Source organism: Glycocaulis sp., from assembly GCF_051859565.1.
Lineage (GTDB): Bacteria > Pseudomonadota > Alphaproteobacteria > Caulobacterales > Maricaulaceae > Glycocaulis.
In genome coordinates, this window is record NZ_JBHYFK010000002.1 from 290,769 (window position 1) to 312,333 (window position 21,565).

Annotated in this window: 18 protein-coding genes; 14 read left to right on the plus strand and 4 right to left on the minus strand. The window is 64.9% G+C overall.

Annotated elements, in window-relative coordinates:
* The first annotated feature begins 2 nt into the window (after positions 1-2).
* From prmC to ispG, 3 genes are all read left to right on the plus strand, one after another.
* Entirely contained in the window at positions 3-1,049 is a 1,047-nt protein-coding gene (gene prmC, locus ACTIGC_RS03860; RefSeq protein WP_439633151.1) for a peptide chain release factor N(5)-glutamine methyltransferase, read from the plus strand.
* 267 nt (positions 1,050-1,316) lie between these two features.
* Entirely contained in the window at positions 1,317-2,006 is a 690-nt protein-coding gene (locus ACTIGC_RS03865) for a DUF4167 domain-containing protein (protein ID WP_439633152.1), read from the plus strand.
* Positions 2,007-2,087: 81 nt separating this feature from the next.
* The gene (gene ispG / locus ACTIGC_RS03870) at positions 2,088-3,227 is read left to right on the plus strand and encodes a flavodoxin-dependent (E)-4-hydroxy-3-methylbut-2-enyl-diphosphate synthase (RefSeq protein WP_439633153.1); all 1,140 of its coding nucleotides are present in this window, start codon (positions 2,088-2,090) and stop codon (positions 3,225-3,227) included.
* 295 nt (positions 3,228-3,522) lie between these two features.
* Here the strand turns inward: ispG and ACTIGC_RS03875 are convergent, their stop codons facing one another.
* From ACTIGC_RS03875 to clpB, 3 genes are all read right to left on the minus strand, one after another.
* Positions 3,523-3,873, minus strand: a complete 351-nt coding sequence (locus ACTIGC_RS03875) for an ArsC/Spx/MgsR family protein (protein ID WP_439633154.1) — start codon at positions 3,871-3,873, stop codon at positions 3,523-3,525.
* Positions 3,870-4,289, minus strand: a complete 420-nt coding sequence (locus ACTIGC_RS03880) for an MAPEG family protein (protein WP_439633155.1) — start codon at positions 4,287-4,289, stop codon at positions 3,870-3,872. Before ACTIGC_RS03880 ends, ACTIGC_RS03875 begins: the two co-directional genes overlap by 4 nt.
* Positions 4,290-4,557: 268 nt before the next feature.
* Positions 4,558-7,176: an ATP-dependent chaperone ClpB gene (clpB, locus tag ACTIGC_RS03885; RefSeq protein WP_439633156.1), complete on the minus strand. Its 2,619-nt coding sequence runs from the start codon at positions 7,174-7,176 to the stop codon at positions 4,558-4,560.
* A gap of 448 nt (positions 7,177-7,624) precedes the next feature.
* On the opposite strand from clpB, the gene ACTIGC_RS03890 reads away from it, so the two are divergent.
* The 4 genes from ACTIGC_RS03890 to ubiG all read left to right on the plus strand — a co-directional run bounded on the left by ACTIGC_RS03890 (position 7,625) and on the right by ubiG (position 13,219).
* Positions 7,625-8,830 (plus strand): aspartate kinase, encoded by a 1,206-nt coding sequence (locus tag ACTIGC_RS03890; protein WP_439633157.1) that lies wholly within the window; start codon positions 7,625-7,627, stop codon positions 8,828-8,830.
* A gap of 76 nt (positions 8,831-8,906) precedes the next feature.
* Positions 8,907-11,234 carry a phosphoenolpyruvate--protein phosphotransferase gene (gene ptsP / locus ACTIGC_RS03895; protein ID WP_439633158.1) on the plus strand — a complete coding sequence of 776 codons (2,328 nt, stop codon included), beginning with the start codon at positions 8,907-8,909 and terminating at the stop codon, positions 11,232-11,234.
* A 187-nt stretch (positions 11,235-11,421) separates the two neighbouring features.
* Positions 11,422-12,222 (plus strand): helix-turn-helix domain-containing protein, encoded by an 801-nt coding sequence (locus tag ACTIGC_RS03900; protein WP_439633159.1) that lies wholly within the window; start codon positions 11,422-11,424, stop codon positions 12,220-12,222.
* A 238-nt stretch (positions 12,223-12,460) separates the two neighbouring features.
* Positions 12,461-13,219 (plus strand): bifunctional 2-polyprenyl-6-hydroxyphenol methylase/3-demethylubiquinol 3-O-methyltransferase UbiG, encoded by a 759-nt coding sequence (ubiG, locus tag ACTIGC_RS03905; RefSeq protein ID WP_439633160.1) that lies wholly within the window; start codon positions 12,461-12,463, stop codon positions 13,217-13,219.
* Positions 13,220-13,234: 15 nt separating this feature from the next.
* Here ubiG and ACTIGC_RS03910 read toward each other — a convergent pair whose 3' ends face one another.
* Complete coding sequence (locus ACTIGC_RS03910) at positions 13,235-14,713, minus strand: peptidoglycan DD-metalloendopeptidase family protein (RefSeq protein WP_439633161.1); 1,479 nt, start codon at positions 14,711-14,713, stop codon at positions 13,235-13,237.
* Between the two features lie 243 nt (positions 14,714-14,956).
* Here ACTIGC_RS03910 and ACTIGC_RS03915 point away from each other — a divergent pair, with 243 nt between their 5' ends.
* The 7 genes from ACTIGC_RS03915 to ACTIGC_RS03945 all read left to right on the plus strand — a co-directional run bounded on the left by ACTIGC_RS03915 (position 14,957) and on the right by ACTIGC_RS03945 (position 21,560).
* Positions 14,957-15,178 (plus strand): hypothetical protein, encoded by a 222-nt coding sequence (locus ACTIGC_RS03915; protein ID WP_371392464.1) that lies wholly within the window; start codon positions 14,957-14,959, stop codon positions 15,176-15,178.
* 65 nt (positions 15,179-15,243) lie between these two features.
* On the plus strand, positions 15,244-15,915 hold the full coding sequence (gene chpT / locus ACTIGC_RS03920; protein WP_439633162.1) for a histidine phosphotransferase ChpT: 672 nt from the start codon (positions 15,244-15,246) through the stop codon (positions 15,913-15,915).
* Positions 15,916-16,049: 134 nt separating this feature from the next.
* Positions 16,050-18,722 carry a chemotaxis protein CheW gene (locus tag ACTIGC_RS03925; RefSeq protein WP_439633163.1) on the plus strand — a complete coding sequence of 891 codons (2,673 nt, stop codon included), beginning with the start codon at positions 16,050-16,052 and terminating at the stop codon, positions 18,720-18,722.
* Between the two features lie 18 nt (positions 18,723-18,740).
* On the plus strand, positions 18,741-19,196 hold the full coding sequence (locus ACTIGC_RS03930) for a chemotaxis protein CheW (RefSeq protein WP_439633164.1): 456 nt from the start codon (positions 18,741-18,743) through the stop codon (positions 19,194-19,196).
* A 21-nt stretch (positions 19,197-19,217) separates the two neighbouring features.
* Positions 19,218-19,583, plus strand: a complete 366-nt coding sequence (locus ACTIGC_RS03935) for a response regulator (RefSeq protein WP_439633165.1) — start codon at positions 19,218-19,220, stop codon at positions 19,581-19,583.
* Positions 19,537-20,721, plus strand: coding sequence for a protein-glutamate methylesterase/protein-glutamine glutaminase (locus tag ACTIGC_RS03940; protein WP_439633166.1), 1,185 nt, complete (start codon positions 19,537-19,539; stop codon positions 20,719-20,721). Before ACTIGC_RS03935 ends, ACTIGC_RS03940 begins: the two co-directional genes overlap by 47 nt.
* Positions 20,721-21,560: a CheR family methyltransferase gene (locus ACTIGC_RS03945; RefSeq protein ID WP_439633167.1), complete on the plus strand. Its 840-nt coding sequence runs from the start codon at positions 20,721-20,723 to the stop codon at positions 21,558-21,560. Before ACTIGC_RS03940 ends, ACTIGC_RS03945 begins: the two co-directional genes overlap by 1 nt.
* Positions 21,561-21,565: the final 5 nt, after the last annotated feature.

Sequence of the window (21,565 nt, forward strand, 5' to 3'; positions counted from 1 at the left end):
GGTTGGCTTCCGCTGGTTCAGACGAGCCGGATGATGATAACGAGCCGGGGAAAGTCCGGGTCGAAGTGGTCGATGTCGAGGGGGGCGGTCAGGTCCTGATCGCCGTGCGGCGAGATGGCTCCCCGATTGACCCAATGGACCTCGTTGCAAAGATCGAAGGCGCCGAACCGACGGCTTATGCGGCATTGGCGGCGCAATGGCATGACCTGTCGATAGGCCAGCTTCGCCGGGCGCTGACTGCCTGGCTGCGCGAGGCGGGTATCGAAGACGCCGAACACGACTCTCGCCGCATTCTCGAAACGGTGCTGAAGCCCTACCAGCTCAACGCGGTTCTGGATGCGTCGACGCCTGCGGCATGGTCAATCCCGAGTGAGGTGGCTGAAATGGCCGTCCGCCGCGCAGCCCGCGAACCCCTGTCCCAGATCATCGGCTCGGTGGGCTTCTGGACGCTGGACCTCATCGTCACCCGCGATGTGCTCACCCCGCGCCCCGACACCGAAACGCTGGTGCGCGCCGCGCTGGGACGAATCACGGACCGCAGCGCGCCGTTGAAAATTCTCGATATAGCGACAGGATCGGGCGCCATTGCGCTGGCGCTTCTGTCTGAACTGCCGAACGCTCATGCCGTCGCGACGGACATCTCGCCCGCGGCACTGGAGATCGCAAAGGCCAATGCCGCACGCAATCAGCTCTCGGGGCGGGTCCGCTTTCTCGAGACGGGCTGGGCCGATGGCGTGGAGGGCCGGTTTGATCTTCTGGTCTCCAACCCGCCCTATATTGCGCCGGAGGTGATTGCCACGCTGGAGCCGGAAGTGCGTGATTTTGAACCGCTTCTGGCGCTGGATGGCGGGCAGGGCGGGCTGGCGCCCTATCCGCATCTTCTCAATGAGGCGCGCCGCCTGCTCAATCCCGGCGGCCACGCCCTTTTCGAGATCGGCCATGACCAGGGCGCGCCGGTGCTGGAACTGGCGCGTGCAGCGGGTTTTGGAAGCGCCCGTATACTTGCCGACCTGGCCGGACATGACCGGGTACTGGCTGTGCATAACTGAAAAAGATTTGGAAATGACGTGCAGATGAGTCTAGGTTGGCGTTGATACAGCGATTGTGGCGCGCCGGGACGGGGCTGTTACAACTGAAAAGTGGCATGCGCCTGACGCTGTAATACCGGCTCTCATCTTGCAGAGACATGTTGCACCACTAACAAGGTGCGTCATGACTTGGCGCAACGCGACCCCCGGCACGGGCCCGCAGGATAAAGCCATAACAGACAGGTATTCCGGCAAGATGACGGTCACCAGATGAGGACCCAGCACGACATGAAGCGTCAACGCGGCCGCGGGCGTAAGCCCAGTCATAATCAGGGCAATCGCAATTTTGAAAGCAATGGGCCGGACGTGAAAATCCGGGGCAATGCTGCCCATATTTACGAAAAATATCTTCAGCTCGCGCGCGATGCTTCCTCCTCCGGCGACCGGATCATGGCGGAAAACTATTACCAGCACGCCGAGCACTATCTGCGCATTCTGCAGGTCATCCAGCCGCGCCGCGAAGAGCGCGACAATAACAATGATGACAATGATGATGACGGTGATGATGGCGACAGCCGCAACACGCATCAGTCGCGCAGCAATGGCGGCGATAGCGATAATGGCGACCGCCAGGACGGCCAGAACAATCAGCGCCAGCAGGGCAATGGGCAAGGCGGCGAACGCCAGCCGCGTGGCCGCCGCCCCAGCCGCCGCAATGAGAATGCCGGTCAGCAGGGCGCCTCTGACGGTGACAGCCGCAAGGGCGCAGACAATGGCGATGCCCAGAGCGATCCGCTGCGCATGGTTGATCCGGGCACGGCCGAGCAGACGCCGGTGATTTCCGGCGGTGACGACCAGCCCGGCGACGAGGCTCCGCGCCCGGCCCGCACACGGCGTCCGCGCCGTTCACGCGCCGATGCCGAAGCCGAAGCGGCGCTGAAATCGGCCTCTGACGGTGATGGCGAGGCGGCTGCCTGATCTGGATGCCTGACGCCTGCTCCGCCTTCACCTCGTCACATCGCTCCTATATGTTGGAGCGAGGCGCGAAGGAGCAGGTTCATGGCGGTCGAGGATCACACCAAGGTCAGGCCCTGGCGGGCGATTGACCGGCGCGTCTCGCGCAAAATCCGTGTCGGGTCTGTCGAGGTGGGCGGGGATGCCCCCATCTCCGTCCAGTCCATGACCAACACGCCCACCAGCGACGCGCGCGCGACGATCAACCAGATACGCGGGCTGGAAGAGGCGGGCGCGGACATTGTGCGCGTCTCCTGCCCGGATGAAGACTCAACGGCGGCCTTCCGCACGATTGCGCGCGAGGCAAAAGTGCCGCTCGTCGCCGACATCCATTTCCACTACAAGCGCGGCATCGAGGCAGCAGAGGCGGGCGCGGCGTGCCTGCGCATCAATCCGGGCAATATCGGCTCCATGGCGCGCGTGAAGGACGTGGTTTCCGCTGCGCGGAATAATGGCTGCTCCATCCGCATCGGGGTCAATGCCGGGTCGCTGGAGCGCGAGCTGCTGGAGAAATATGGCGAGCCCTGCCCCGACGCGATGGTGGAAAGCGCCCTCAACCACGCCCGCATTCTCGATGATCTGGGCTTTCACGAATACAAGATCTCGGTGAAGGCGTCTGATTTGTTCCTCACCGTCGCTGCCTATCAGATGCTGGCTGAAGCCACCGACGCGCCCCTGCACCTTGGCGTGACAGAGGCCGGCGGGCTTCGCTCCGGCACGATCAAATCGGCCATCGGCATGGGCTCGCTCCTCTGGGCGGGGATTGGCGACACGATCCGGGTTTCGCTCTCGGCTGAGCCGGTGGAGGAAATCCGCGCAGGCTTTGACATGCTGAAAGCCCTCGGCCTGCGCACGCGCGGGGTGAACATCATCGCCTGCCCGTCCTGTGCGCGGCAGGGCTTTGACGTGATCCGCACGGTGGAGGCGCTCGAAGCGCGGCTGGCCCACATCTCCGAGCCGATCTCGCTCTCCATCATTGGCTGCGTGGTCAACGGCCCCGGCGAGGCGGCCTATACCGATCTGGGCTTCACCGGCGGCGGCAAGGGCGCGGGCATGCTCTATTTTGCCGGCCAGCAGACCGAGAAAGTCTCCAACGAAACGATGATCGAACGCATCGTCGCTGCGGTGGAAGACAAGGCCGCGAAAATGCGCGCCGCACGCGAGGCGCTGGCGGCGGCGGAGTAGGGTTCCTTCCAGACCGGCAAAACTATCGAAACCCGCACAATACCGGGGACCCCGGTTGATAGGCCGAAGGCGAAACTGGCAGATTATTCAGGAAGCCAACATTTCCGGGGTCTCCCGCCACGACGGGAGACCCAGAAAAAGGGTGCGGCGCGCTTGAGCGGCGATCGGTGTTCGCAATCTGACGGTATTTTGAAAATGGGTCCCCGTTCCCCGTTTTCACGAGGACAGGCGGTGCGGGGGACCCCGGTCCTTCGACGTTTGAGGGTGCTCTGGCTCTCAGCAGAAAAGAAGGCCCCTAAACCCCCAACTCGGTCTGCACAGCCTTCGTCCAGCCGACATGGACCGTGCTTCCCGTAACGATCACAGGGCGCTTTATAAGCGTGCGGTGTTCGTCGAGCAGGCTGGCAAGTTTGCCTGCATCATCAGCCCTCGCCTTGTCGGCGTCGGAGAGCTTGCGCCAGGTCATCGAGGCGCGGTTGATGATCTTTGCTTCACCCACAGCCCTGATCCAGCCGGGGATCAGTCCGGCCACGGAAGGCTCGGCGCGGATGTCAACGAAGGCGGGATTTCTCCCGCCTTCGCCAAGCGCGGTCATTGCCTTGCGGCAGGTCTCGCAATTTTTCAGTCCGTATACAGTAAGGCTCATACCGACAAGGCTATCAGATTGCGGATAGCGATGACAAACAGGCAGAGCGTCGCCAGCGTGTAGATGCCAAAGCGCAGGGGAATGAAGTTGATCGTGCTCTGCACCAGCGAGTGGATGATGCGCAGGATCACATAGGTCCAGGCAAAGCCGATATTGATGGCATCACCCACGCCAACGAGATGGCTGTAGGTGACGAGCGCGTAGAAAATCACCGGCTGTTCGTGCAGATGGTTATGATTGTCCGCAATCTGACGCACGCCGCGCGGCAGCACGTCCATCTCGGACTTTTCCTTCATCTTTGCAGCATTGATGCCGGCCTTCTGCATGGCCGGAATGCGCGTGGCATACATCCACACCCACATCACCAGCGTCCAGCATACCAGCACCAGCAGCGGCACCATCATGGATTGATACATGGTCGTCTCCTCCCGTCCGGGGCGTCTGGCGCCCTCTGGTCAGGAGAGATAAGCGCGACTCTGCCCGGACGGGAAGGGGCGTCTTTTTAGTGGTGCTCCGCGCATCCGCGCGTCGCGCCTCGCACGAGCTCGGGCGCGCGTTCGCGCTTGCGGCGCTGCGCGCCGGGGTGCCAGCCTGGCCCCGTCAGGGGCCGCAAGGCCGACCGGCCGCCCGCGACTTCTCGCGGAACACCGCAGCCCGGATGGGCTGCGGCGCTAAAAGACCTCTCTACTGGATCACGGCCTCCGCCGGCGGCAGGGCAGAGCGGGAGACCGCGCGGCCATTGATGGTCAGTGATCCGGCCTCGGCGGAGACCTTCACCTCGTCGCCATCATTGATCGTGCCTTCCAGGATCAGGCGGGCGAGCGGGTCCTGCAGCTCCTTCTGGATCACGCGCTTCAGGGGGCGCGCGCCATAGGCCGGGTCATAGCCCTTGTCGGCGAGCCATTGCTTTGCCTGTTCATCCAGAGAGATCGTCATGCGGCGGTCTTTCAGGAGCGCTTCAAGGCGTTTGAGCTGGATCGAGACAATCGCGCCCATGTGCTGGGGTTCGAGGCGCTGGAACAATATCGTCTCGTCGATCCGGTTGATGAATTCAGGGCGGAAGTTTGCCCGCACCGCCTCCATCACCTGTGGGCGCGCATCCTCCACCGAGCCGGAGAGGAGATATTCCGAACCGAGATTGGAGGTCATGATGATCAGCGTGTTGCGGAAATCGACCGTGCGGCCCTGACCGTCTGTCAGGCGGCCATCATCGAGCACCTGCAAGAGCACGTTGAACACGTCCGGATGGGCCTTTTCCACCTCGTCAAAGAGGATGACCTGATAGGGTCGCCTTCTGACGGCTTCCGTCAGCGCCCCGCCCTCGTCATAGCCGACATAGCCCGGCGGTGCGCCGATCATGCGGGCGACCGAGTGCTTCTCCATGTATTCGCTCATGTCGAGGCGGGTGATCGCCGTCTCGTCATCGAAGAGGAACTCGGCGAGCGCTTTGGTCAGCTCGGTCTTGCCAACGCCCGTGGGGCCGAGGAAGAGGAAGCTGCCGATGGGGCGGCTGGGGTCTTTCAGGCCCGCGCGCGCACGGCGCACGGCGTCGGAGACGGCGGCGACCGCCTCGTCCTGACCGACCACGCGGGCATGCAGCCCCTCCTCCATTTTCAGGAGTTTCGCCCGCTCGCCCTCCAGCATCTTGTCGACCGGCACACCGGTCCAGCGCGAGACGATGCCGGCAATCTGCTCCTCGTCCACGACCTCCTGCACCAGAGCGCCCTTGCCATTGGCCTCGCCCGCCTTTTCGGCCTCGCCAAGCTGGCGCTCAAGGTCCGGGATGCGGCCATATTTGATCTCGGAGGCACGCGCGAGATCACCGCGCCGCTCGGCATTGGCGAGCTCTGCGCGAAGCTGGTCCAGCTGCTCTTTCAGGCTGGTCGAGGAGGCAAGCTTGTCCTTCTCCGCGCGCCAGGCCGCCGTCATCTCCGCAGAGCGCTGCTCAAGGTCGGAGAGCTCTTTGGTCAGCGCTTCAAGGCGCGCCTTGGAGGCGGCATCGGACTCTTTTTTCAGCGCCTCGCCTTCGATCTTCAGCTGGATGATGCGCCGGTCGAGCTCGTCGAGCTCTTCGGGCTTGGAATCCACCTGCATGCGCAGGCGCGCAGAGGCCTCGTCCATCAGGTCGATGGCCTTGTCCGGCAGGAAGCGGTCGGTGATGTAGCGGTTGGAGAGGGTGGCAGCGGCCACGATGGCCCCATCGGCGATGCGCACGCCGTGATGAACCTCATACTTCTCCTTCAGGCCGCGCAGGATGGAGATCGTGTCCTCCACGCTCGGCTCGTCCACGAAGACGGGCTGGAAGCGGCGGGCGAGCGCGGCGTCCTTCTCCACATGCTTGCGGTATTCATCGAGCGTGGTCGCGCCCACACAGTGCAGCTCACCGCGCGCCAAGGCGGGCTTCAAAAGGTTCGAGGCATCCATCGCGCCATCGGTTTTCCCGGCGCCGACGAGGGTGTGCATCTCGTCGATGAAGAGGATGATCTTCCCATCGGCTGCGGTCACTTCGGAGAGCACGGCTTTCAGCCGCTCCTCGAACTCGCCGCGATATTTCGCGCCCGCGATCAGCGCGCCCATGTCGAGCGCGAGCAGGCGCTTGTCTTTGAGGGATTCCGGCACATCACCATTGACGATGCGCAGGGCCAACCCTTCCGCAATCGCGGTCTTGCCGACACCCGGTTCGCCGATCAGGACGGGGTTATTCTTGGTACGCCGGGAGAGCACCTGAATGGTGCGGCGGATTTCCTCATCACGGCCAATCACCGGATCGAGCTTGCCCTTGCGGGCGACTTCGGTGAGGTCGCGCGCGTATTTCTTCAGCGCCTCATAGCTGTCTTCAGAGGAGGCGCTGTCGGCGGTGCGGCCCTGACGCAGCGCATTGATCGCGGTGTTCAGCGTCTGCGGGGTCACGCCCGCCTGCTTCAATATGTCAAACGGCGCGGTGCCGGGCGTGATCGCAAAGGCCAGCAGCAGGCGCTCAGCCGTCACATACTGGTCACCGGCCTTCTTGGCGGCTTCTTCGGCGGCGGAGAGGATTTCGGCTGTCTTGGGCGCCAGATAAAGCTGGCCTGATCCGCCTTCTACCTTGGGCAGGGCGTCCACGGCGCGCTTTGCCAGGTCAGCGGCGAGGTCCGCGCGCCCGCCGGCAGCGTTGATGAGATTGGGGGCGAGGCCCTCTTCCTCCTCCATCAGCGCGCGGAACACGTGCTCGGGGGAGAATTGCTGGTTCTTCGCCTTCATGGCGAGGCCCTGTGCGGTCTGGATCACAGTGCGCGCACGGTCGGTATAGCTGTCGAAATTCATGCCTTCAGGTCTCCTGAAAATGGGCAGCGAGACAAGGGGTTAGGTAAGAGCCGCCCTCTTGGAGGCACGGCCCGCCATCCCTGATGACATGCATGTAGGTGTGGCCACGAGACCACACAAGGAATGGGGGGATAAATTTGGTGGAGGGGTTGCGCGGGGCGTTGCCATGGGTCCCCACTCGGAGGGCGGGGCCCGGTTTTCTACCTATTCGGAAAATCTGCGAATTTGCCGATGCTCTCTCCGCCGGGGTCCCCCGCCCCGACGGGGGACCCATGGACAGGCCCGGTGGCCGGAGACCCGGTGAGTTGAACTCACGAGGCTAAAAGGTGCGCGGCAGGGATGTGTGAGCATTAAACTTGGGTTCCCGCCTGCGCGGGAACGACGAGGTGGAGGGTCCACGAAAAGACTCCCCGCTTCCTCCCGGCACCAATCCTGCTAGAGAAGGGCCATGACACGGCTGGTCCTGAAATTTGGCGGCACTTCGATGGGCAGTCCGGAACGGATTGCCCATTCGGCCTCCATCGTGGCCGCAGAGGCGGCCAGGGGCCATCAGCTCGCCGTGGTGGTCTCTGCCATGTCCGGCGAGACAGACCGCTATCTGGGCCATGCCAGCGCACTCGGCGGCGGGCTTGGCGAGATCGAGACCGACACCGTGCTGGCCGCTGGCGAACAGGCCGCTGCCGCCCTGATGGCGCTGGCGCTGAAACAGCTGGGCCTGAAAGCGCGCTCAATCCTCGCCTGGCAATTACCGATAGAGGTGGACGGCGTGCCGGGTTCGGCGCGCATTACCGGCATTGATGGCGAGGTGCTGGAGAGCCTGCTCGGCGACGGGGTGATCCCGGTGGTGGCGGGCTATCAGGGCGTGGATGCGCAGGGGCGCCTCGTCACGCTGGGCCGGGGCGGGACGGATCTGTCAGCAGCCGCGATTGCGGCGGCCATAGGCGCCGAGTGCGACATCTACACCGATGTCGATGGGGTGTTCACCACTGATCCGCGTATTGAGCCCAAAGCCACGCGCCTGGCGCGCATCTCCCATGACGAGATGCTGGAGCTGGCGGCGATGGGCGCGAAGGTTCTGCAGACCCGCTCTGTCGAATACGCCAAGGCCAAGGGCGTGGCGATGCGGGTGAAATCCAGCTTTGCCGCGCCGGGGGCGAGCATCGGTACGCAGGTGTTGAGCGAGAGCGCGCTGGCCGAACGGCGCGTCGTGTCCGGCATTGCCTATGCCCGCGCGCAGGCGCGCATCGCGCTGCCGGGCATTGAGGACAGCGCCAGCGGGCCGGGCGGCGTGTTTGCCGCGCTGGCGGGGGCGGGCGTGCATGTCGACATGATCGTGCAGGGCCGGGCGCGTTCGGGCGGGTCCAATCTGGAATTTTCGGTGGAGCGGCGTGATCTGCGCGCCGCCCTGCAGGCGCTGGCCGGGCATGAGGGACTGGCTTCAGAGGTGGGCCTTGCCAAGGTGTCGGTGGTCGGTACGGGCCTTCGCGGACGGGCGGACGTGGCGCGCACGCTCTATGGTGTGCTGGAGCGCGAGGCGATTGAGGTGCGCATGCTGGCAACTTCAGAGATCAAGATTTCAGCACTCGTGAACGAAGATGCGCTAGAACGGGCGGTCCGCGCCCTTCATGCAGCCTATAGGCTGGACGAGGCTTGACGTCAGGGGCGAAAGGGGCCACTGCCCCGCGCAATACCTGACATTGCCCGCCCGCAGCCACGGGACCACTAGAACCATGACGCTGGAAAAGCCCATGCTGGACAGGACGGGCCTGCGCGGACCGCGCCGGCTCCTGCAGCGCATCCGCGATCTGATGGCGCAGCAGGATCAGGCGCAGGCGCGCCTTGACCGGCTGACGCGCATCATCGCCGAGGAAACCGGCTCTGATGTGTGCTCGATCTATCTGGTCCTGCCCAGCGGCGCGCTGGAGCTGTCGGCGACGCACGGCCTGAAGGCAGAAGCGGTTCACTCTCTCCGCCTGGCGCGAGATGAGGGCCTGGTGGGTCTTGTCGCCCAGAGGGCGCGGCCCCTGTCGGTGGAAGACGCCCCGGCCCACCCGCGCTTTGCCTACAAGCCTGAAACCGGCGAAGAACCCTTCAAGAGCTTTGTCGGTGTGCCGGTCTTGCGCGGCGGGCGTCTGGTCGGGGTGCTGACCGCCCAGTCCAAATCGGCGCGGCCCAGCACCGAAGAGGAAATCGAGACGCTGCAGACGGTCGCCATGCTGCTGGCCGAGATCGTGGCGTCGGGCGAGCTTATTCGCGCCGAAGCGTTTTCTGATCTTGAACTGCGCGCATCGGGGCCGGAGCGCTATGCCGGTGCGGCGTTGGCGCCGGGCATCGCCATGGGCGTGGCGGTGGTTCACGAGCCGCACGTTGCGCCTGCCCGCATGATCGCAGAGGATGCGGAGGCAGAAGAGGTGCGTCTGGATTCGGCGATTGCCGATCTGCGGCGCGGGCTCGATGAATTGCTGGAATCGGGGCGCGCGCCCATCGGCACGCCCTCGCGCGATGTGCTCGATGCCTACCGCATGTTCGCCCATGACCGGGGCTGGACCGGCCAGCTGCGCGAGGCGGTGCGCTCGGGCCTGACCGCAGAGGCCGCGGTCGAGCGGGTGCGCAATGAACACCGCGCCAGGCTGATGAAGGCGCGCGAAGCCCATTTCCGCGAGCGCCTGCATGACCTGGAAGACCTTGCCAACCGGCTGCTGCGCCATCTGGCGGGGCCGGACGCGGTGCGGGCGCTGGCCGATCTGCCGCCCAATGCCATCCTCGTTGCCCGCTCCATAGGCCCGGCCGAGCTGATGGAGCTGGACCGCTCACGCCTGGCGGGGCTGGCCACGGAAGAAGGCTCTGCCACCAGCCATGCGGCCATTGTCGCCAAGGCGCTGGGCATACCCATGGTGGGGCAGGTGGAAGGCGCGCTGGACCGGGTGGAAGATGGCGACACGCTCATCATCGATGGCGAGTTTGGCATATTGCATGTGCGTCCCGGCGAGGAGGTACTGACCGCCTATGCCGAGCGGATGGAGGGCCTCTCCCGGGCGAACCTGGCCTATGCGGCGCGGCGCGACGAGCCAGCAGTGACCGCCGATGGCGTGGCCATGGAATTGTCGATGAATGCCGGCCTGCTGATCGAGATGCCGCGCCTTGCTGAAACGGGCGCGGCGGGCGTGGGCCTGTTCCGCACCGAGTTTCAGTTCATGATCTCCCACACCCTGCCGCGCGTGCCAGCCCAGATCGAGATGTACAAGGCGGTCCTGAAAGCGGCGGGCGGCAGGCCGGTCGTGTTCCGCACGCTCGATCTTGGCGGCGACAAGGTGACGCGCTTCATCCCCGAAATGCGCGAGCCCAATCCGGCGCTGGGCTGGCGGGCGCTGCGCATGGGGCTCGACCGGCCTGCGCTCACCCGATACCAGCTGCGCGCCCTTGTCAGGGCGAGCGCAGGGCAGGGGCTGAAAGTCCTCTTTCCCATGGTGGCCGATATTGGCGAGCTGTCGCGCGCGCGCGATCTTCTCTATACCGAGCTGGAACTGGCCCGGCGCCATGGCCACGGCGTGCCGGAGCGGGTTGAAACCGGGCTGATGATCGAGACGCCGGCCGTGGCCTTCGCCCCGGAGCCCTATCTGGCCTTGTGTGACTTTGCCGCCGTGGGCGCCAATGACCTGATGCAGTACTTCTTCGCGGCTGACCGGCAAAACCCGCAAGTGGCCCAGCGCTACGACGTGCTGAACCCGGCGCCGCTCGCCCTGCTTCAATCGGTCCGCGAGGCGTGTGACGCGGCCGGCAAGCCGGTTTCTGTATGCGGTGAAATGGCCGGAAAGCCGCTAGAGGCCTGCGTTCTGGCCGGTCTTGGTTACCGGCGATTGTCCATGTCGGCGGCCAGTATCGGCCCGGTAAAGGCGGCGCTGGCAGAATGTGATGCGGGCCGTCTTGGCATCTGGCTTGCAGGCGAGATCGCCACAAAGCGTCCCGATACGGATAAATCGTTGAGGCACAAGCTGATCGCTGCTGCGCAAGAAGCCGGAATTTCTTCACGACTTGTTGATAACCGTGCTGCATTTTGATTTAATCTGCTTGCGTTGGGATCAAAAAGTCACACCAAGTGGCCTTGAGTCAGCGCGAGTGGTGAGGGGAAGCCGCCGTCAGGCGGTTTAAATTGCGATGCAAAAGCTGGCCGGTCAGGTAGCAGGAAGTCAGTACGTGCCCATGGATGCTGTTTTCGCCAATGCCCCGGTGGCACCTTGTGGCCCCGTGAGCATCGGTGACACCTTGCGTCAGGCGCGGTTGAAACATGGCTGGACGCTGGATTCCGCCGCTGCCCGCACCCGCATCAAGCGCGATTATCTCGAAGCCCTCGAAGCGATGGATCCGCGCGGCCTGCCCTCGCGCGCCTATACGATTGGTTATCTGCGCGCCTATGCCGGCTTCCTTGAGCTGAACGTCACCGACGTGGTGGAGCAGTTCAAGCTGGAGGTGGAGTGCGATACGGGCCGCGCCCAGCCGACCGCTCCGAGGAAAAAACGCGAATTCAAACTGCCCAAGGGCGTTATCGGCGCCGTTGTCATTCTGGGCAGCGTGCTGGCCGCGACGAGCTGGTATGGCGTGCACATCACCCGCACCGGCGCGTTTGCCGACGCGCCCGACGCCGCTACACTGCTGGCCATGCCACGCCCTGTGGTGGAATCCAGCCGTGCGCCCGACCCGGCCCAGATCTGGGCCGGTCTGCCGACCGCCCATGCGCCCGAGGCGCTGGTCTTTACCGCCATTTCGCCGGTGACGCTGGAAGTGCGTGATGGCTCTGGCCGGGTGTTGTTTGCGCGCGAGATGGAGGCCGGTGCCTCCTGGCGTGCGCCGGACGAGGCCGGGCTTGAAGTCTCTGCCACCGATGCCGGCGCTGTGCGCGTGCGTTCGGGCGCGCAGGATATCGGGGTGCTGGGCAATTCCGGGCAGATACTGGAATCGCTGCCCATGGACAATTTCGTGCGCAACTGGCGCGCGGCGCGTGCCGACAGCACGCCGGTGATCGGCGCAGGCGCTGGCGCAGGCCGGTAGGCTTTTCCGGCCACAGGTCCCGGATGGCCCTGCGGGCCTCCGGGATTTCAGCAAAGTACAAACATCATCATTGAACCCCCGGAACCGCGAAGCGGTATCCGTGGCCTCGTGCCATATCCCGGCTCTCCGCCCCGCATTTCAGGCGGCGGCATTTTACCTCACTCACAGCCCTTAACGCGCGCGCGTGCCAGCGTATATTGGCCGGTGCGATTACCGTTCCCGCACCGCAGGATGTCCCATGGCCCAGTCAAGCTCGCCTGAAACCCTCTCCAGCCCCTCCATCGATCCGGCGGAGGTGGAGAAGTTCTCACGCATGGCTGCCGAGTGGTGGGATCCCAAATCCAAGTTCGCGCCGCTGCACAAATTCAATCCGGCGCGCCTCACCTGGATACGCGAGCGCCTGTGCGCCCATTTCGCCCGTGAGGGCCGCGAGCCGCTGGCGGGGCTTGAGCTTCTCGATATTGGCTGCGGGGGCGGGCTGGTGTCTGAACCGATGGCGCGTCTGGGCGCCAAGGTGACGGGGGTGGATGCCGCCGAGCCCAATATCAAGACCGCGCTGGTGCATGCCCGCGAGGCGGGTCTCGAAATCGGCTACCGCCACGGCACGGCAGAGCAGTTGCTGGAGGCCGAAGGGCCGGGCCGGTTTGATGCCGTGCTCAATCTGGAAGTCGTCGAGCATGTCGCCGATCCGGAGCAGTTCCTTGCCGACTGCGCGGCGCTGGTAAAGCCCGGCGGGATAATGATTGTCGGGACGATCAACCGTACCAGCCGCGCCTTCGTGACGGCGATTTTTGGCGCGGAATATGTGCTGGGCTGGCTGCCGCGCGGCACGCACCGCTTTGGAAAGCTGGTAAAGCCCGAAGAGGTGGAGGCCGCGCTGAAAACTGCGGGCCTTGCGCCCGAAACGCCGGTGGGCGTCAGCTATAACCCGCTGAAAGACAGCTTCTTCATCAGCACTGATGCTGGCGTGAACTATCTGATGGCGGCCACGAAGTAGGCGCGGGCGGTACCGTTACGGCCGTGCGCTGGCCCCGGAACCGGCGCTGACGCGGCGTTCCTCGCTGCGCTCGGCAACCAGAACGGGCTGGGGCTCTTCCTCACGCGCTGCCGGAGCCTGATCGCGCAGGGCGATGATCCGGTCACGCTCGGCGCGGAACACGTTCAGCTCATTGCTCTCCAGGCGGCGGCCCGTCGGCAGGTCCAGACTCATCGGGTTCAGCGGGCGGCCATTGAGGTGCACCTCATAGTGCAGGTGCGGGCCGGTGGAGGCGCCGGTCGTGCCGACATAGCCGATGGTCTGGCCTTGCGTGACGCGCGTGCCGGCGCGGATGCCGCGGGCAAAGCCGTTCAGGTGCGCGTAGGCGGTCTGATAGCCGTTGGCGTGGCGGATGCGGATATAGTTGCCGAATGTGCCAAACCAGTCGGCGCGTTCCACCGTGCCACTACCGGCGGCGTAGATAGGCGTCCCGGTCGGGGCGGCGAAATCCGTGCCATTATGGGGCCGGTTGGTGCGGCGGATCGGGTGGAAGCGCATGCCGAACTGGCTGGAGATGCGCGCGCCATTGATCGGCATTTTCATCAGCAGGCGCGCCGCGCTCTCGCCTTCGGCGGTGTAGTAGCCAATATCGCCGTCCGGGGCTTCGTAGCGGAAATACTCCAGCGGACGGCCCCGGCCCTCGAATGTCATGTAGAGAATGCGGCCGGTACGGATCACTTCGCCCGCGCGGTTGGTATAGCGCTCGAACACGATGTCGAACGTGTCGCCATAGCGGATGGTGCGGAAGTCCACCGCGTGGCCCAGCACCAGCGCCATGTCGGTGACGATGCGGTCGGTCGCGCCGGCATTCAGCGCGGCGGCGTACAGGCTGGAGGAAATCTCGCCGCGGGCGCGCACGATTTCGCGCTCGACGGTCATGACGGCTTCGCGGGTGCGGTACTGGCCGTCGGCGGTGCGCGCGACGGTCAGTGTGCGCTCCTGGTCGGGACGGAAGGAAATGCCGGTCAGGGTAAGGCCGCTCTCTTCGTCGGCCGATATGCGCTGCAAGGGATCGCGCTCGAAGAAGAGGTTGAGCGACTGCCCTGCGCGAAGTGATCGGGCGGGGTAGATGGGATCCAGCGCAGCAATGGCGCGGGCCGCGTCAATGCGGCTGGCGCCGGCCTCGGCCAGCACGCTGGCAAAGGTCTGGCCGGAACGGACCGTCACTTCGGCAGCCATCAGCACGGGACAGTCGATGCAATTGGCGAAGACAGCGTGTTCGGCCATCACCATGTCGTCGAGGGTGAGGGCGGCTTCAGCCGCCTCAGCCATCAGGGCCGCACCCGCCGGATCAAGCCCGCCCGTTTCCGGCGCCGCGGCCGAGGCGGAGGTGCCTGCCATGGTCCGGCTGACCAGTATGGCCGCTACAAGCAGCAGCGCCATGGTCAGTGTGGCAAAGAAAACCAGCGCACGAGAGCGGTGGGCGTCAGCGAGGCGGACGTCAAAACCGGACATGCGTATTATTTCCCTCTTCCCGCGCGGTTGGTCATCAGCCGCCAGTCCAGCAAGGCAAGATGCAGGCCAACATCACCCCCCGTGACATGCTGTCATCTTTCCCGGACCGTGCCGGAGCGGCACACACAGTGACAAGGACGAATCGACTTGCCAAGGGGGCATGTGTGCCGCAGGCAAGGTTAATGTCTCCCTTAACCACAATGCATGTTATGCATCCCGGTGCAGCGCACAGGAAGGATATTTATGAAAACCTGGCTTTTGGCGGTGGTTCTGGGCGCGATGCTCATCGGCGCGATTGCATTATCGGCCCGGCTTTGGATGAGCATGGATAATGCAGTCGGCGGGCATGGCTGGGCCGCGCTGGTCATCGGCGCGGTGCTGACCTTCGTGGTCGGGGCAGGGCTGATGGCGCTGGTCTTCTTCTCTTCGCGGCGCGGCTATGACGAGGACGACCGCGAGCCGTAGGCACCCGGAGGTCCCGCACACGCGTTAACCCTTTCGCGATCGAGAATCGGATAATGCTTGGCGCCATGAGCACGCAACACACACCCTCCGCCACCGAGCTTGCCGCACTTTTGTGCGCCCGGCTCTGCCATGATCTTGTCAGCCCGGTATCGGCGCTCGGCGCGGCCCTGTCCGTGCTGGATGATGAAAACGCCGCCGACATGCGCGATGACGCCATCGAGCTGATCCGCACAGGCGCCAATCAGGCCCATGCCAAGCTGGAATATGTGCGCCTGGCCTTCGGGGCAGGGGGCTCGCGTCCGGGCAGTGTCGACACCGGCGAGCTGAAGCGTCTGGCGGAGGCCATGTTTGCGCCCGCCAAGCCGGAGCTGGTGTGGAAGGTGCAGGCGGCCGGCCTCGACAAGCCGGCGGCGCGTGTGCTGCTGAACCTTATCTGGCTGGCGGTGGACAATGTGCCCCGCGGCGGGACGGTGACGGTAGAGGCAACGGCCAGCGAAGCCGGTGACAGCCGTCTGCGTATCATTGCTGCCGGACCGCGGGCACGCATCGACCCGGCCTATGTCGAGGCACTGGCCGGCCGGGCGGGCGAGGACGGTTATGATGGCCGCTCCATCCAGCCATACTATGCCGGGCTGGTGGCCCGCGAGCATGGCGGCCGGGTTGAGGCGCATGCGGAAGAAGAGCGCATTGAATACATTGCCCTCCTGGCTCCGCAGGCGAAGGCGGCAGCGGCCTGAATAATACTATTCGGATCCGGGCCACCCGCCAAACGATGCGTTAACCCTGCCCGTGTGAGTTTCGTCCCTGATCACAGTTGCGCGCCGTGCGCGCGAGTCCGCCCGGTGGCGGACAGTCAGGGGACGGGTTCACGATGGATGAGCTGATTGGCGAGTTTCTGGCCGAAACGGCTGAGAGCCTTGATACGATCGATGTCGAGCTGGTGAAGTTCGAATCCGATCCGACCGACCGGGCGACGCTCGACAATATTTTCAGGCTTCTGCACACCATCAAGGGCACGTGCGGCTTTCTGGGCCTGTCGCGCCTTGAGGCCGTGGCCCATGCGGGCGAAACGCTGTTGGGCAAGTTCCGTGACGGCACGCTGGTCGCCGATAGCGCCGCGGTGACGCTGGTCCTGCAATCGCTTGACCGCATCAAGCTGGTGCTGGGCGGTCTGGAAGAGACCGGGAGTGAACCTGAGGGCGATGACAGCGAACTGATTGCCAAGCTGGAAGCGCTGGCAATGGGCGAGGCAGTAGAGGCCACGCCTGAGCCGGAACCCGAGCCTGAACCCGTTATCGAAGCTGTTGCCGAAGGCGGGGAGGCGTTCGACGCCGATCTGGGCCGCCCCTTGCGTCCGGGCGAAGTGTCGCTGGCCGATCTGGAAGCGGCCTTCATGGCCGCTGAAGGGCCGGAGCTGGCCAGCGCTGCCGTCGAGGACGAGGCGGAGGCCGAGGACGATGATGAGGCGCCTGCGCCGGTAGCCGCCATGAAGGTCGGTAAGCCTGCGGTGCAGACACTTCCGGCAGATGGCGATGGTCCAAGGTCTGAAGGCGTGCGGGCCCAGTCCACAATCCGGGTGAATGTGGACGTTCTCGAAACGCTGATGACGACGGTGTCCGAGCTGGTGCTGGCGCGTAACCAGCTGCACCAGATCGTGCGCGAGAACGAAGATTCCGCCCTGAAAAGCCCGCTACAGCGTCTGTCCTCGGTCACGGCCGAGCTGCAGGACGGGGTGATGAAGACGCGCATGCAGCCCGTGGGCGATGCCTGGCGCAAGCTGCCGCGCATCGTGCGCGATACCCAGCAGGATCTCGGCAAGAAAATCCGCCTCATCATGGAGGGCGAGGAGACCGAGCTGGACCGCCAGGTGCTTGAGCTGATCAAGGATCCGCTCACCCACATGGTGCGCAACTCTGCCGATCACGGCATCGAGATGCCCGAGGCGCGCGCCGCCAAGGGCAAGCCCGAGCAGGGCACGATCCGCCTGTCTGCCTATCATGAAGGCGGGGCGATCATCATCAAGATCACTGATGATGGCGCCGGTCTCGACCCGGAGAAAATCCGCGCCAAGGCGCTCGAAAAGGGTCTCGCCACGGCAGAAGAGCTCAGCTCCATGAGCGAGCAGCAGATCCAGCGCTTCATCTTTGCGGCCGGTTTCTCGACCGCCGCCAAGGTGACGAACCTGTCCGGCCGCGGCGTCGGCATGGATGTGGTGCGCACCAATATCGAGCAGATTGGCGGCTCCATCGACCTTACCTCCGAGGTGGGCAAGGGCACCAGCTTTGCGATCAAGATTCCGCTGACCCTGGCCATCGTCTCGGCCCTGATCGTGAAGGCGGGTGATGCCCGCTTCGCGCTGCCGCAACTGGCTGTGCGCGAGCTGGTGCGGGCCGGTGAAGGATCGGCGCACTCCATAGAGTCGATGAATGGCGCGCGCATGATCCGCCTGCGCAACCGGCTCCTGCCGGTGGTCAGCCTGAATACGGTGCTTGGTCTGCCGGATGCCTCCAGCGATGCCAGCCATGGCTATGTGGTGGTGATCGAGGCGGCGGGGCGCAAGCTCGGCGTTGTGGTCGATGATGTGCTCGATACCGAGGAGATCGTGGTCAAGCCGCTCTCGGCCCAGCTGCGCGGCATCCAGGTCTATTCCGGCGCCACCCTTCTGGGTGATGGCTCGGTCATCATCATTCTTGATCCCAATGGCCTCTCCCAGCAACTGGCGCACGCCACCGAGGAAACGCCTGCTTCTGAAGAACTGGCGGCTGGCTCTGCTGACCCCTCACGCCAGCGCCTGCTTCTGGTGCGTGCAGGCGAAGATGATGTGAAGGCCGTTCCGGTCAGCCTCATCACACGTCTTGAGGAGTTTGACGGGTCCGCGATTGAAGTCGTCGATGCGCGCCATGTCGTACAATACCGCGGACGCCTGCTGCCGCTGGCCCATGCCTCGGGTGTGGATGAGTTCAAGCGCGAGGGCCGTCAGGCGGTGCTGGTCTTCTCCGAGGAAGGCCGTTCGGCCGGTGTGGCTGTCGACGAAATTCTCGATGTGGTGGAAGAGACGCTCGACCTGCAGATGGGCTCTGAACGCCCCGGCGTTATCGGCTCTGCCATCATCAAGGGCCGGGCGACCGAAGTGCTCGACATTGCCTGGCACATGGAGCGGGCCTGGTCCGGTTCGCCGCAGCGTCCGGCGCGTTCGGGCCGCCATCCGATCCTGCTGGTGGAGCCGGATGCCTTCGCCCGGCGCATGATGGCGCCGCTGCTGGCCGCTGCGGGCTACGACGTGACGGTGGTGGGCGGTCTGCACGAGGCGCGCGATGCCGCCCAGATGGGCGCGCAATACGCTGCGCTGGTGGGCGATCCGGCCGCGCTCGACACTCTGGCCAGTGAAGGCCACTGGGCCGATGTGCCGCGCCTTGGCGTCAGTGACCGTGCGCGCGGGGGTCATGGCGAAGGCATGGTGGCGGTGATGCGCCCGGCCGACAGGGGCGGGCTGATTGCTGCCCTCGACCGGGCGGCGCGCTCCGGTGAAACACGCGCGGCTTAGGGGCTAGGAGAAGCGATCATGGCACTCGATTATCAGACCAGCCAGGAATTTGTGACGGTGCGTATCGCCGGTCAGCTCTGCGGCGCGCCGGTAAAGGAAATCCGCGAGGTCTTTGCCCCACAGGCGATCACTTCGGTACCGCTGGCCCGGCCGGAGATTGCCGGTCTTCTCAATCTGCGCGGCCGCATCGTGACGGTGATCGACGCGCGCATCCGCCTTGGACTGCCGGCGCGCGAGGCCGATGCGCCGTGCATGTCGCTCGGGCTGGAGCGGGGCGCGGAACTCTTCGGCGTACTGGTGGACGAGGTCGGCGAGGTGCTGCGCCTCGGACAGGACACGTTCGAGCCGGTGCCAGCCCATCTCGATCCGCGCTGGCGGGCGCTCCTCACCGGCGTTCATCGTCTGGAAACCGAACTGCTGGCCATACTGGATGTGGACAGGCTGATCGCCGCCGACATGGCGATGGCGGCCTGACGGGCGAAAGGCAAAAGGGCAATGAAAACCTGTCTGGTAGTCGATGACAGCCGGGTCATCCGCAAGGTGGCCCGGAAAATCGTGGAAGATCTCGGCTTTGCCTGCGAAGAAGCCCAGGACGGCAAAATGGCGCTGGACCAGTGCCGCAAGTCCATGCCCGACGCGATCCTGCTTGACTGGAACATGCCGGTGATGAACGGGATCGATTTTCTGATCACGCTGCGCGCCGAACAGAACGGCAAGCGCCCGGTCGTCGTGTTCTGCACGACAGAGAATGACATGTCCCATATCACACAGGCCCTTCGGGCAGGTGCGGACGAGTATGTGATGAAGCCGTTCGATGGCGACATTATCGGCTCGAAGTTCGCCGAAGCCGGGCTGGTGTGAGCCGGCCATTGTGATGAATACAGCCGCCAACCTTCCCCCCGGAGCCAGCCCTGGCGCCCTGCCACGCGTGATGGTGGTGGACGATTCTGCTGTCGTGCGCGGGCTTGTCGCGCGCTGGATCGAGGCTGATCCGCGCCTGGCGCTGGCGGCGACCTGCTCTGATGGCGAGCAGGGCGTCAAGCGCGCTGGCGAGCTGCAGCCTGATCTGGTCGTACTCGACATTGAAATGCCGCGCATGGACGGGCTGACCGCCCTGCCGCTGATCCTTAAAGCTGCGCCCAAGGCGCGGGTCATCATGGCCTCGACGCTGACCCAGAAGGGCGCGCAGGTGACGCTACAGGCGCTCTCCCTTGGCGCTGCCGACTTTGCTCCGAAGCCCGATACCAGCCGGATGGGCGGGGCGGAAAGCTACCGCCTTGAACTGCTGGACAAGCTGGCCGGGCTGGCCCCGCGCTATGCGCCGCAGCGCGCCGCGGGTCCGGCTATCGCAGCCGCTGCCACTGCCGGCGTAAAGCTTTCTGCCGGCACGGGTGCGGCGGCATCGGGGCGGGAGCTGCCATCACGCATCGATCTTCTGGCCATCGGCTCGTCCACCGGCGGCCCGCAGGCCCTGCGCCAGGTGATACAGAATATTCCCTCATCCATCCGCATGCCCGTGGTGATCGCCCAGCATATGCCCAAGGTCTTTACGGCGATCCTCGCCGAGCATCTCTCACGCGAGGGACTGCCCGCCCACGAGGCCCGCGACGGCGAAACACTGAAAGCTGGCCATGTCTATGTGGCGCCGGGCGATTATCATCTGACAATCGAGGGCGCGCCGGGTCAGTACCGGGCAAGGCTGGATCAGAACCCGCCGATCAATTTCTGCCGTCCGTCCGTTGATCCGCTGTTTGAAAGCTGCGCGCGCGTCGCGGGCAAGAACCTGCTGGCGCTTGTCCTGACGGGCATGGGTTCTGACGGACGCAATGGCGCGCGCCATATCCGCAATGCCGGCGGCGGTGTGATCGTGCAGGACCAGGCCTCCAGCGTCGTCTGGGGCATGCCTGGCGCCGTGGCCGAAGCGGGCCTCGCAGACCTTGTGCTGCCACTCAACCAGATCGGACCGGAACTCGCCCGCCGCCTGACAGGAGCGCGATAATGCTGAGCGAAACCAAATACAAATTCCTCGCCGCCGAGGTGAAGAAGCGCTCCGGCCTCGTGCTGGGTCCGGAGAAGGGCTATCTGATCGAGAGCCGTCTGGCGCCGCTGGCGCGTGCCGAAGGGCTCGCCGGGCCGGAGGCTGTCATTGATGCCATGATGCGCGGCGATCAGCGCCTGTGTGCCGCCGCGTCTGAAGCGCTGGCAACCCACGAGACCTTCTTCTTCCGCGACAAGACCCCGTTTGACATGTTCAGCGATGTGATGGCGCCCGCCCTGCGCCAGGCGCGCGGGGGGCGGCCCTTCAAGATCTGGTGCGCGGCGGCCTCGACAGGCCAGGAGCCTTATTCGCTGGCCATGCTGATCCGCGAAATGAACGGGATCAGCGCGTCCATTCTCGCGACGGATATGTGCGCGCACGTGATGGAGAAGGCCAAGGCCGGGATTTACAGCCAGTTCGAGGTGCAGCGTGGCCTCGCCATCCAGCGCCTGGTGCAGCACTTCGACCAGAACGGGGATAGCTGGCGGGTGAAGCCGGAACTGCGCGAGATGATCCGGTTTGAAACCGGCAATCTGCTTGAGGATTTCTCGCGCTATGGCACGCTCGACATCATCTTCTGCCGCAATGTGCTGATCTATTTCGATGTGGAGTCCAAGGCAAAGATACTCGACCGGCTGGCCCTCCAACTGGCGCCGGATGGTTATCTGGTGCTCGGCGCTGCCGAAACGGTCGTCGGCCTGACAGACAGTTTCAAGCCCGTCGCCGGCCAGCGCGGCCTGTACATGCGTAACCAGCCTGGCGTGCAGGCCGCTCCGGCGGCTCCACGGGCAGTGGCGTAGCGCCC